The organism is Embleya sp. NPDC008237 (assembly GCF_042956465.1).
GTDB lineage: Bacteria > Actinomycetota > Actinomycetes > Streptomycetales > Streptomycetaceae > Embleya.
On record NZ_JBIBGL010000003.1, the window covers coordinates 1 to 11,786 of the forward strand.

At 71.2% G+C, this 11,786-nt stretch carries 9 protein-coding genes; 3 read left to right on the forward strand and 6 right to left on the reverse strand.

Going from position 1 to position 11,786, the window contains the following annotated elements:
• Positions 1-827 precede the first annotated feature (827 nt).
• Together tyrS and ACFZBU_RS06950 are read right to left on the reverse strand one after the other, a co-directional pair.
• Positions 828-2,105, reverse strand: a complete 1,278-nt coding sequence (gene tyrS / locus ACFZBU_RS06945; RefSeq protein WP_391582454.1) for a tyrosine--tRNA ligase — start codon at positions 2,103-2,105, stop codon at positions 828-830.
• 148 nt (positions 2,106-2,253) lie between these two features.
• Positions 2,254-2,940 carry a DNA-3-methyladenine glycosylase gene (locus ACFZBU_RS06950; protein ID WP_391582455.1) on the reverse strand — a complete coding sequence of 229 codons (687 nt, stop codon included), beginning with the start codon at positions 2,938-2,940 and terminating at the stop codon, positions 2,254-2,256.
• Between the two features lie 71 nt (positions 2,941-3,011).
• On the opposite strand from ACFZBU_RS06950, the gene ACFZBU_RS06955 reads away from it, so the two are divergent.
• The gene (locus ACFZBU_RS06955) at positions 3,012-3,797 is read left to right on the forward strand and encodes a sporulation protein (protein WP_391582456.1); all 786 of its coding nucleotides are present in this window, start codon (positions 3,012-3,014) and stop codon (positions 3,795-3,797) included.
• A gap of 75 nt (positions 3,798-3,872) precedes the next feature.
• Here ACFZBU_RS06955 and ACFZBU_RS06960 read toward each other — a convergent pair whose 3' ends face one another.
• Positions 3,873-5,387 carry a hypothetical protein gene (locus tag ACFZBU_RS06960; RefSeq protein ID WP_391582457.1) on the reverse strand — a complete coding sequence of 505 codons (1,515 nt, stop codon included), beginning with the start codon at positions 5,385-5,387 and terminating at the stop codon, positions 3,873-3,875.
• Between the two features lie 135 nt (positions 5,388-5,522).
• Between ACFZBU_RS06960 and ACFZBU_RS06965 the strand changes: the two genes are divergently transcribed.
• Together ACFZBU_RS06965 and ACFZBU_RS06970 are read left to right on the forward strand one after the other, a co-directional pair.
• Positions 5,523-6,065, forward strand: coding sequence for a YbhB/YbcL family Raf kinase inhibitor-like protein (locus ACFZBU_RS06965; RefSeq protein ID WP_391582458.1), 543 nt, complete (start codon positions 5,523-5,525; stop codon positions 6,063-6,065).
• Positions 6,066-6,319: 254 nt separating this feature from the next.
• Complete coding sequence (locus tag ACFZBU_RS06970; protein WP_020556146.1) at positions 6,320-6,847, forward strand: HNH endonuclease; 528 nt, start codon at positions 6,320-6,322, stop codon at positions 6,845-6,847.
• Positions 6,848-6,975: 128 nt separating this feature from the next.
• On the opposite strand, the gene ACFZBU_RS06975 is transcribed toward ACFZBU_RS06970, so the two are convergent.
• The 3 genes from ACFZBU_RS06975 to ACFZBU_RS06985 form a co-directional block, all read right to left on the reverse strand.
• Positions 6,976-8,457, reverse strand: a complete 1,482-nt coding sequence (locus ACFZBU_RS06975; RefSeq protein WP_391582459.1) for a peptidase MA family metallohydrolase — start codon at positions 8,455-8,457, stop codon at positions 6,976-6,978.
• Positions 8,458-9,783, reverse strand: a complete 1,326-nt coding sequence (locus tag ACFZBU_RS06980; RefSeq protein WP_391582460.1) for a hypothetical protein — start codon at positions 9,781-9,783, stop codon at positions 8,458-8,460.
• 1,055 nt (positions 9,784-10,838) lie between these two features.
• Entirely contained in the window at positions 10,839-11,774 is a 936-nt protein-coding gene (locus ACFZBU_RS06985; RefSeq protein WP_391582461.1) for a metallophosphoesterase, read from the reverse strand.
• Positions 11,775-11,786 lie beyond the last annotated feature (12 nt).

An 11,786-nucleotide genomic window follows, 5' to 3' on the forward strand; every position in this document is an offset into this window, starting at 1 on the left:
TTGGCGTTGACTTTTGGCACGCTGTTGAGTTCTCAAGGAACGGACGCTTCCTTCGGTGCGGAGTCAACCGCGCCCTCCGGGCGTTTAACGTTCAGGTGTTTCTTTTGTTTCACTTTCGCGTTTCCAGCTTAGCACACCGTTTCGGCGGCTTCGCTTTCCTCGCTTTCGGCGTCCACCGCGTTTCCGCGTTTTCCGCCTCCCGGACTCTAGCAGATCTTGCGACCCGCTTTTCGTCCGGTTTCTCGTGCCTTCCGCTTTCGAAACTTGCGTTTCTTCCGCTTCCGGCCCGCCGAGCCTAGCAGACCCGTTTTCCCGCCTCCACCGACTCCGCATGATCAATCCTGCGGCGCCGGCGCCTGCGAGCCGCGCGTCGTGCTCCGGATCTCTCCGGTACTCGATGCTTCAACCTTAGCAGGTTTCCGCGATAATGCCGAATCTCATTCCAAGAATGTGATTCCCAGTAATAAATGGCAGCACAAATAAAACCCCCGGAATTTGGATGATCAAATTCCGCGCGCTTCACAAAGGGCCTTGTGTGTATCACTGGTTCCACTGGTTCACGCCCGCCACGGAGACACCACAGGGACGGAACGGCCGAAGGCCGTCCGTTTCCGGATGGATCGTTGGGGTGTGAGTCGCGGTGGGATCGGCCATCGCGCCGGTGTTGAGGGCGCGCCTGTCCGGATCTCCCGAAGTTGCGACTCGTACGAGCTTAAACCACCCTCTTGGACGGGTCAAGCCGGTCCCCTATACCCAGTGGAACGGGTCGGGAACCGGCTCGACGAGTGATCCGACGGTGTGCCTGACGGACCATCAACTGCCTTGTGTCAGGCGGTGATCTCCGCTGCGGCGAGGTTGCGCTTGCCGCGGCGCAGCAGGGCCCAGCGGCCGTGCAGCAGGTCGGTCGCGGCGATCACCGCGTCCTCGTCGGTCACCTTGGCGTTGTTGAGGTAGGCGCCGCCCTCCTTGATGGTGCGCCGGGCACCGCCCTTGCTCGGGGCGAGGCCGGTGGCCACCAGGGCGTCGACCACCGTCGGGGTCTCCGTCAGTTGTGCGCCCGGGAGTTCCGCGACCGCCGAGTGGAGCGTCGCCTCGTCCAGCGCGGTCAGGTCGCCCTGGCCGAACAGTGCCTTGCTGGCCTCGACCACCGCGGTGCACTGGTCGGCGCCGTGTACCAGCGTGGTCAGTTCCTCGGCGAGGGCGCGCTGTCCGATGCGGGCGGCGGGGCGCTCCGCGCTGTCTCGTTCGAGGGTCTCGATCTCCTCGCGCGAGCGGAAGCTGAAGGTGCGCAGGTAGCGCGACACGTCACGGTCGTCGGCGCCCAGCCAGAACTGGTAGAAGGCGTACGGCGTGGTCAGCTCGGGGTCGAGCCAGACCGTGCCGCCCTCGGTCTTGCCGAACTTGCTGCCGTCCGCCTTGGTGAGCAGGTTGGTGGTCAGCGCGTGTGCCTGACCGTGCGGCTCGTTGCCGGTGATGCGGCGGATCAGGTCGAGGCCGGCGGTGATGTTGCCCCATTGGTCGCTGCCGCCGATCTGGAGCGTGCAGCCGTGCCGCCGGTAGAGCTCGACGAAGTCGTAGGACTGGAGCAGCACGTAGCTGAACTCGGTGTAGCTCATGCCCTCGCCGGCGAGCCGGGACTTCACCGTCTCGCGCGCGAGCATCTGGTTGACGCTGAAGTGCTTGCCCACGTCGCGCAGGTACTCGACGATGCTCAGCTGCGAGATCCAGTCGTGGTTGTTCGCCATCACGGCGGTGTTCGGCTCGGAGCCGTCGAAGTCGAGGAACGCGGAGAGTTGGCCCCGGATCCGGTCGGTCCAGGTCTCGACGGTGGCGACCTCGTTCATCGCGCGCTCGGCCGACGGCTTGGGGTCGCCGATGAGACCGGTGGCGCCGCCGACCAGGGCGATCGGGCGGTGGCCGAAGAGCTGCAGCCGGCGCAGGGTCAGTACCTGGGTGAGGTGGCCGACGTGCAGGCTGGCCGCGGTCGGGTCGAACCCGCAATAGGCCGTGACGGGACCGTCCGCGAACGCCTTCTTGAGCGCGTCCTCGTCGGTGGTCTGGGCCAGCAGGCCCCGCCACCGCAACTCGTCGACGATGTCCGTCACAGTGCTCGGTCTCCTCGGTCGATACAGCGGATACAGCGGATACGGATACGCGGGTACGGACGGCGCGGCCGCATGTGGCAGGTGCAGCGGGTGCGGCGCATTCGGCCGGTACAGCGGTTACAGGGTGCCCGACGCGCCGCCCTGTGCGCTAACCGCTTTGACTGCCGGCTTCGGCGGACGGCTTGGCAATGCGCTTGCGGGGTTGGTGGGCCCGGTACGGGCTGACCGTCGGGTCGCCGTCGATGTGGAAGCGCCACGGTTGGTTGGCGCCGCCGCCGCCGACGCCGGTGCGTGGGCCGGTTCGGACGGCGGTGCGGGCCGGTGGTGTGCCGTACAGAACGCGCACCGGGCCGGTGGGGTCGCAGACGTCGGTGCCGTCCTGGGTGCGATCCAGCGCCAGCGCCATGGCCAGGCGGGCGGGGCCGCTCGCGAGGTCGGTGTCCTTGCGGGTGGTGGGGCGGCGGGCGCGGGCCAGGGCGGTGCCGGCGGTGATCTCGCCCCCGCGCAGCAGCACCCCCGATGCGCGGCCGGGTGGACCGCAGACCAGGTTGGCGCAGTAGTACATGCCGTACGTGAAGTAGACGTACAGGTGTCCGGGTGGGCCGAACATCGTCGCGTTGCGGGCGGTCCTGCCCCGGAAGGCATGCGAGCCGGGGTCGTTGGCGCCGTCGTAGGCCTCGACCTCGGTCAGCCGCAGCTCGACCGGGCCGGCCTCGGTCTCGTGTACGACGGTTCGGCCGAGCAGATCGGCGGCGACGGCCAGGACCGGGCGGTCGAAGAACGAGCGCGGCAGCGGTTCGGTGGGATCGACGGGATCGGCGGTGGAGGCACGCATGACGAGCCAGCTTAGAGCGGCCGGGCACGCGTGATGGAATGGGCCGTCGAGACGATCATCGGGGAGGACATGTGGTTTTCAAGAAGTTGATGGCGAGTATGGGTGCGGGCAGCGCCTCGGTGGAGACCGAGCTGCACTCCACCGAGACCATGCCGGGCGGTGTGGTCGAGGGGCGGATCCGGGTCCAGGGCGGCAAGGTCGACCAGCGGATCGAGGGCTTGTTCGTCGGCTTCCAGGCCGTCGTCGAGGTGGAGACCCAGGACGGCGAGCAGCGGCGGAACGTCGAGTTCGGCCGGCATCAGGTGGGCGGCGAGTTCGACCTGCGCGAGGGTGCGACGCACGATCTGCAGTTCCGGCTGCCGGTGCCGTGGGAGACGCCGCTGACCACGTTCCGCGGGGTGCAGCTGCGCGGGACCACGATCGGCGTGCGGACCGAGCTGGCCATCGATCGGGCGATCGACAAGGGCGACCTCGACCCGATCGCGGTGGGCGCGTTTCCGGCGCAGGCGTTGATCCTCGACGCCTTCGGGAATCTGGGCTTCCACTTCAAGGCCGCCGACCTGGAGCAGGGGCACATCCGCGGGGTCGACCAGCGGTTGCCGTTCTACCAGGAGATCGAGTTCGCTCCGCCGCAGGCGTATGCGCGCGGCATCAACGAGGTCGAGTTGACCTTCGTGTCGGCCGAGCACGCGACCGAGGTGATCCTGGAGATCGACAAGAAGGGCGGCGCGCTCTCCGGCGGGAGCGACGCGATCCGGCGGTTCACCGTGAACCACGGCACCGCGCAGCAGACCGACTGGAACGCCTATCTGCACGGCTGGTTCCAGGAACTGGGGCAGCGCCGCGGCTGGTTCTAGCGCCGCGCCCGGTACTGGCACGAAGGTGCCCCCTGTCGGAGCGGGTTCGTCCGGCAGGGGCGGCGGCCCGGTGCGTCACGCGTCCAGGAGGGCGTGGACCCGGGCCGCCCAGTCCGCCTCGAATCTCGCCCGCGGCATGCCGGTCGCCTTGCCGATCGCCGCGTCCACGGCGGCCGGGGCCGGGTCGGCGTAGACGGCGGTGACGAAGCCGTACACGGCCAGGGTGCCGCCGATCTCCTCGATGCGGCGGATCGCCAGGTGGGCGAGCTCGTACGCGGCGGCGTTGCCGACCGTGTCGGCCTGGTAGAGCTCGTTGTCCGTGGGCAGTTTGCCGGTGAAGCGGTTCGCGGCGAGGTAGGTCCTGGCCTCGTACAGCTCGTCGGTGCCGAGCAGGGTTCGGCTGCGCAGCGCGAGCCAGTCGGCGAAGCCCTCGACGACCCAGACGGGTTGGTCCTGGTTGGGCACCTCGTTGCGCAGCGGGGTGACCAACGCGTGGGCCATTTCGTGGCGCAGCAGTTCGCCGAGCCGCTGCGGGTTGGGCGAGGTGAACCAGCCCGAGGTGGTGTCCAGGACGATCCGGGAGCCGCCGAAGCGCCCCTTGCCGGCCGGGTCGATGGTGCGCAGCGCGTAGGTGAGGCCGGATTCCTCGCCGTGTTCGCCGGTGCGTCCGCCGTACAGCCGGTAGAAGGTGTCGCGGTCGGCGACCGGGACGATCACGAAGCCGGGTGCGGTGCCGGGCGGTCCGCCGTCGGCCCAGGTCTCGATGTCGGCGCGCGCGGCCTCCTCGGCGTCGTCGGCGAGTCGGTCGGCGCCGGCGGCGGTGGCCGGGTCGGCGAGGACGACCACGTGGGCGCGGCGGACCACGGTCAGGTCGGCGTGGTCCCAGGGGGCGGGGTAGTCCCGGGCGTATGCGTAGCCGGCCCCGTCGTAGGGGGTGCCGTCGACGGCGGAGATGAGCAGCGGGGCGCCGGGGCCGGCCCGGACCACGGTCCAGCGGTAGCCCTCGCCGACGGTCGCGGTGTCGGCGGTCGAGATCCGGTGGTCGAAGGAGATGTCCACGTAGGCGGTGATCCGCTCGTCGGTGGCGGGCATGGTCTGCACCGTCTCGACGCGGTAGCCGACCTGGTCGAAGGACACCCGGCCGAGGTTGGCGAACAGCCGCAGTTGGCCGGCGACCAGGTCGGGGATGTCCGGGTCGAGGTCCGCGGTGAAGGCCTGCTCGTCCCGGCCGATCAGGGCCTTGGTGCGGCGGTCGGCCAGGGTCTGGATGTCGGCGGTGGCGATCGCCGGGCCATGGGCGGGGGCCACCGGTGTCGCGGTGCCCGGGCGTGGGCCGAACGCGCTGTCGGTGTTGCGCGGCTTCGCGCTGCCCGGCCCGCTGAGCGTGACGCCGAACACGATCAGTGCGGTGAGCGCGAGCAGCAGGGCGATCAGCGGTGCGGCGAGTCGGCGCGCGACGGATCGCGGCCGGGCCGGTGCGGCCTCGGGTATCGCCTTGTCCGTGCTGTCGACTCGGTCGACGGCCGCTGCGGATATGCCGGACGGGGCGTCGTCGGCGGCATCGCCGGTGTCGTGCGTCGGCTGGGTCACCCCGGATGCCTCCCCCCTGTTGGCGCGAGGATACCTATGCGATCTTCGCCGGTTCGGCCGACGGTGAGAATAGGCTCGTTCGGACGAGGCGCCCGGCAGGCGGCCGGGTGCCACCGAGCACGATCGGAGCCTCGCGTGACCGAGCCCAACAAGCCCTCGATGCCCTACGACTACCTGCCGGAGCGGCCCTTCTTCGCGGTCACCAGCCGGGATCTGTCGGACGGTCTGACCCTGCCGACCGCTCAGGTCAGCGGTGTGATGGGGGCGGGCGGCGAGGACGTGTCGCCGCAGTTGTCCTGGTCCGGCTTCCCGGCCGACACCAAGAGCTTCGCGGTGACCTGCTTCGACCCGGACGCGCCGACGCACAGCGGTTTCTGGCACTGGGTCGTGGTGGACATCCCGGCGGGTGTCGCCGAGTTGGCGACCGGTGCGGGCGCACCCGACGGCAAGGCGCTCCCCTCGGGTGCCTTCCACGTGCGCAACGACACCGGCGGCCCGGGCTATGTCGGTGCCGCCCCGCCGCCCGGGCACTACCCGCACCGGTACGTCTTCACCGTGCACGCGCTGGACGTGGACAAGCTCGGCGTGGACGAGAGCGCGACGCCGGCGTTCGTGGGCTTCAACCTGTTCTCGCACACGCTCGCGCGCGCGGTCCTGGTGAACACCTACGCGCAGTGATCGTGGCGCCGGGCGCGGGCTGATCACAATCGGCCGGCCCGGCGCGGATTCCCGTCCGGTAATTGCGTTGTCCCGGTGATCGTTCAAAAGGCACAGTGGTCGAGTTGTCCGTACTGACGGTTCGTCGAGTCGAAGGGTGCGCATGAGCGTCGCAGCACCGCCCCAAAGCTGAGCGCGTGGTCGCGCCCGGCCGGTTCGGTGCGCGTCCGGGTGTGCTCGCTCGTCCCCTCGTCGACCAGGTGAGGGGAGGTCGCATGCGGGAGACGTTGGTGCTGAACGCGACGTACCAGCCGCTGGCGACGGTGTCGTTCAAGCGCGCGCTCGTGTTGGTACTGCAGGAGAAGGCCGTCGTCGAGCACGTGGATCCCGGCCGGGTGGTGCGGGCCGCGACTGCCGAGTTCCCGTTGCCGCGGGTGATCCGGTTGCTCAAGTTCGTCCGGGTGCCGTTCCGACAACAGGCCTCGTGGTCGCGTCGGGGTGTGCTGCTCCGGGACAACCGGCGCTGCGCGTACTGCGGTGGGCGGGCGACCACGGTGGACCACGTGCTGCCGCGTTCGCGTGGTGGCGCGGACTCGTGGCTGAATACGGTCGCCGCGTGCGGGAGCGACAATCAGCGCAAGGCGGCCCGGACGCCGGCCGAGGCCGGGATGCGGCTGTTGTTCCAGCCGTACGAGCCGTCGGCGACCCGGGCGCTGGTGCTCGCGTTCGGCGTGGCGGACGTCGAGGGCGCGCAGTGGCTCGCCGAGCCGGTACGGCCGCCGGTGCTCGCGATGGGCGCCTGACGCGGGTATCCGGCGAGGTCCGACCGAAGCCGCCGGGGGTTGCGAATCCCCCGGCGGCTTCGGGTCTTTCGGGTCCTTCGGCTCGCTCCGGTCCTTCGGGTCCTTCGGCTTTTCGGGTCCTTCGGCGGTCAGACGGTTTTGCGGACCCAGGCCGCCCAATCGTTGCGGAGTCGGTCCGGCGCGATGCCGAAGGACGCGGTCAGCGCCTCGTCCGTGGAGCCGTATCGGCCGGTGACGCTGTCCGTGTAGAAGGCGCACACCCGCTCCGCGCCGAAGGTCTTGGCCAGGTAACGCAGCATCAGGTGGGCCAGGTTGTAGGCGTTCTCGACCCGGTCCTCGTCGCTGGTCTCGAAGTCGCCCTCGGCGGGCGGTTCGCCGGTGAACCTCCCCCGGTCGATCAGCGCGCGGATGTTGCGGGTGACCACGGGCGCGAGCGGCCGGTCGGCCTCCGCCTGCCAGTCGGCGAACCCTTCGGCCAGCCACGTCGGCAGTTCGGCACCGCGGCCGGGCCGGGCCAGCGGGGCGACCAGGGCGTGCGTCATCTCGTGCCGGAGCAGTATCGGCGCGAACGCCGCATCGCCGCGGAGTTGGTCGTCGTCCACGACCATGCGCACGCCGCCGATGGACCGGTCGGTCCCGGGCATGGCCAGTGCGTAGCCCGCCGCCCACTCCTGCACGTCGCCACTGCTGTACAGCTTGCCGAAGGACGCCCGGGAGGAGGTCAGCACGAGGGCGAAGCCGGGCGAGGTGCCGGAGCCGCCCTTCCAGGCGCCGAGCGTGTACACGGCGGCCTGTTCGGCCAGATCCGCGTTGCGGCGCAGGGCGGCCGCGTCCTGCCCGGGGCCCATCAGCACCACGTGCGGGCGCCGTTCGACGCGCATGTCCCACAGATCCCACGCGGCCGGGTAGCCGGCGAAGCCCGACGTGGTGTCGTCGTCGGCGGCGCCGTCCAGGCCGATGAGGGTGCACGGGTCGTCGGGGCCGGCGCAGCGGGCCTTCCAGACGTAGGTCTCCGGAACGGGGCCCAGGTCGACACCGCTGATGGCGTGTTCGAAGGCGACGTTCAGGCTCACCGTCACCGGCCATGCGGCGGCGGTGCCAGCCTGCTCCGCACTGGAGCCGTCGGCGGTGACCGTCGTGCCGGCGCCGAGCGGCCGCCAGCGGGCGGTGTCGAACGGAACCTTGCGCAGGTTGGCGAACAACCGGCGCTGACCGTCGAGCAGGGTGGTGTCCTGCCGGTCGACACGGGCCAGGAAGGCGGTTTCGTCACCGCGCTCGAAGGCCGCCGATCGGGTCGTGACCAGGGCTGCCACCCGGGCGTACACGCGGGTGCCGATCCGGTTCGAGTACCCGCTCGCGTCGGCGGCGGGTGCCCCCGGTTCGGTGCTGCCGGACGCGGAGCGGTCGATGGACGGAGCCGACGCCGATCGGACGTGACCGAGCAGCCGTTCGGCGGTGTCGAGCCCGACGAGCCGGCCGCCGGCCGATACCGCACCGAACACGAAGGAGAGCGAGAGCAGGCCGCCGAGCAGTGCGACGCAGATCGCCCACGGTCGGGAACGCCGTGGTTCGACGGCGTCCGGCCACAGGCCGTACGGGTCGTACGGCATTCAGTTGCCCACCTTGGTCTTGACGTACTTGGCCCAGTTGCTTTCGAAGGTGTCCCGGTCCAGGCCGGTCGCCTCCTTGAGCGCGGCGTCCAGGGCGGCCGGGGTGGAGTCCTTGTACACCGCGACCACGAACACGTCGGCCTTGGCTGCGCCGTACTTCTCCGCGATGTAGCGGATGGCGAGCATGCTGTAGTGGTAGCCGACGGTCGAGGTCTTGGCGTCCGGCGAGTTGACCTCGGTGTCGGTGGGCAACCTGCCGCTGAACCTGCCCGCCCGGACCTGATCGCGGGCGTCCGGCTGGAACCACTCGGCGAGCGAGAGGTCGGTCCAGGCGAGGTACTCGGCGAAGCCCTCGGAGACCCACAGCGGCGGCCCGTCGCCGCCTCGCTCGAACTCGGCCACCATGGCGTGACCGAGCTCGTGCCGCATCAGGTGCGTCTGCTGTTCGCCGTCGCCCTTGGTGAACATGCCGTCCGAGCCGTCCAGGGTGATCCGGCTGCCGGCCATCGGCTGGTCGCGGCCGACCGGGCGGGCCGGCGGCATCGTGCGGCACACGCCGGTGACGTTGGGCAGGTCGTTGCCGGACAGCGCGCGGGTGAAGGTGTCGTGGTCGGGCGTGACGTAGACGACGTAGCGCTGCGGCGTGATGGCCGGACCCTTCCACGCCGCGAGGTTCTTCTTGAGCGCGCTCTCCGCACGATCGGCCCAGGCCGCGGCCTTGGCCTTGTTCTTGACAGGCACGGCAAGGAGCACGTGCGGGCGTTCGATCAGCGCGAGTTCGCCCTCGTCCCAGGGCGCGGGGTAGGCATTGCCGCCGCCGCGGGTCGAGGCGCCGCTGATCTTGGTGATCACCAGCGGGGCGCCGACCGAGGCGCGAAAGACCGTCCAGATGTAGCGCTCGGCGATCGGCTCGCTGTCCACGCCGGTCACCTGGTGGGCGAATACGACGTGCACGTCCCGGGTGAGCGGGCCGGCGTCGGCACCGGCGTCGATGTACGTCGTGGGTGGCCGGAATTCGACGCTCGTGAACGGGAACAGCCGAAGATTGGCGAACACCCGGCGCTGTGCGGCGATCAGTTCGGTGGCGGCGGGGTCGATGCCGGCCACGAACGCGTCGGCGTCGCCGGACTTGAGGGCCCGGGTGCGGTTGTCGGTCAGGAAGGCCACGTCGGAGGTCGCGATCCGGGTGACCGGAGCCTTCTCCTCGGTCTTCGCGGAGGTCTCGCCGCCGTCCTGCTCGGCGATCGGCGCGGCGGCCGGGGAGGACGGTGTGTCGAAGACGCCGCCGATGGCGAGGGATGCGAGCAGCGCGAGGATCGCGAGCACGCCACCGGCCGCGGCGAGCAGATGCCGGCGGGCGTTGCGGCGCTGCCGGTCGGGCGGCGGAATGAAGGGGAGGGGCCCGTAGAAGCCGACCCGGGAGGGGAATTCGGGCGTTTCGGGGTTCGGCGCCGGCGCAGGTGTGGGGGGTATCGGGGGCGGCGCGGACGACGCGGAAGCCGCGGGCGCCGCGGAAGCCGCGGAAGCCGCGGGTGCGTCCGACCTCCGGGGCGCGGCGGGCCCCTCGGGCGATTGCGGCGCTGCGGGTGCCCGGGGTATCGGGGGCGTCGCAGGCGCGGCGGACTCTTCGGGCGTCTGCCGTGCCGCGGGTGCCCGGGGTATCGGGGGTACCTGGGGCGTCGCAGGCGCGGCGGGCTCCTCGGGCGTCTGCCGTGCCGCGGGTGCCCGGGGTATCGGGGGTACCTGGGGCGTCGCAGGCGCGGCGGACTCTTCGGGCGTCTGCCGTGCCGCGGGTGCCCGGGGTATCGGGGGTGCCTGGGGCGTCGCAGGCGCGGCGGGCTCCTCGGGCGTCTGCGGCGCTGCGGGAGCCCGGGGGGTCCGGAGTGCCGCAGGGGCGGTGGACGCCTCGGCTGCTTCCGGGGTTTCGGCGGGGGTCGTCGGTGCGGTGGACACGCGGGGTGAGTTCGGCTCCGCCGCGACGGGCTCCGCCGCGTCGGGCGTCGGGGCGTCGGGCGTCGGGGCGCGGCCGTCGCCGATGGCGTCCCGGCCGGGTATCGCCTCCGGGCGGGCCTCGGCCGTTCCGATGTCCCGGACCTCGGGCCGCGGTTCGTGCTCGGCCTCGGATTCGGTGGGTCCGCCGGTCGATGCGCCGCGCGGCGGATGTGCGCCGTCGGCGGCGGTGGGCATGTCGGACATGCCAGTCCTCCCCTGGACCGCCGGCCCGATGATTCCGCCCCCGGCCCCGGTCGGCGATCCGATCATGTGTTCGCCGAGGTTATCCACGCCCGGGCCGTCCCCGGCAAGGGGGGCCCGGGAACGGTCACATGCCACACCCGCAATCGATCAACCATTTGTCTCGGCCCGTACGTTCCGACCTTCGGTCAGGAGGTGCTGCCCGCTCCGACGGTGTCCGGGTCGGGGCCTGCCGTGGGGGTCGGGTCGGTGAGGTCGAGGACGTGCCAGGAGTCGGGGATGCGGTAGCCGGGCACGTCGTAGGAGGCCATCGGGTCGGCGGCCAGGCCCTCGACGCGAGTGGACGAGCCGTCCGGGTGGGCGAGTTCCTCGGTGTACCGGAAGTGCAGGTGGCCGTGCGCGGCCAGGGTGGGCCGGTAGGCGTCCACGAGGCGCTGGACGCGTTGCTGGTTGGGCAGGCAGCGCGGGTCGTCCTTGCGGTTGAACTCCGGCGCGGTGCGCAGCGGCTTGTCGTGGGTGAGCAGGATGTCGACCGGCGCCGGGTCGGTCAGGATCGCGTCGACGTCCGCGTCGGTGGCCTGCTCCTCGGGGAACCACAGGGTGCCCGCGAAGTCGGGTACGTCGCCGGGCGGCCGACCCGCGCCGCGCCGGAAGCCCTCCTTGCGCTGCGCCTTCTCGTGGCGTCGGCGCTCCTCGGCGAGCCGCTGCTCGCGGTCCAGCGAGAGGGCACCGCCGAAGGCGAGGAAGTTCGTCCCGCGCCAGGACCAACGGTGTCCGCGCGGCGCGTAGCGCACCCGGGGGCGCACGATCGCAAAGCCGTGTTCGTCCCGTCGGTCGCCGTAGGACTCCATCAGCAGCGAGGTCTTGTCGTGGTTCCCGTCCAGGAAGTACACGTCGACGCCGCGCGAGCGGGCGGAGCGGTTGACCGCGTCCAGGTAGCGGACGCCGGATGCCTCGTGCTCCCAGAAGCCGAAGTCGCCGAGTTGGAAGATCAGATCGACGTCGAGTTCCGCGGCGGCGTCGAGCAGCCGCCGCACGTGTCCGGTGTTGCCGTGCGTGTCTCCGGCCAGCAGGATCCGCATCGTGAGCCCCCGCCCTTCCACCCCGATTTCGCGTGCGTCCACGCCCCCGAAATC

Bases quoted from the DNA above. Each gene is read 5' to 3' on its own strand.
- ACFZBU_RS06970 (WP_020556146.1), top strand. From the start codon at position 6,320: ATGCGGGAGACGTTGGTGCTGAACGCGACGTACCAGCCGCTGGCGACG.
- ACFZBU_RS06975 (WP_391582459.1), bottom strand. From the start codon at position 8,457: ATGCCGTACGACCCGTACGGCCTGTGGCCGGACGCCGTCGAACCACGG.
- ACFZBU_RS06950 (WP_391582455.1), bottom strand. From the start codon at position 2,940: ATGCGTGCCTCCACCGCCGATCCCGTCGATCCCACCGAACCGCTGCCG.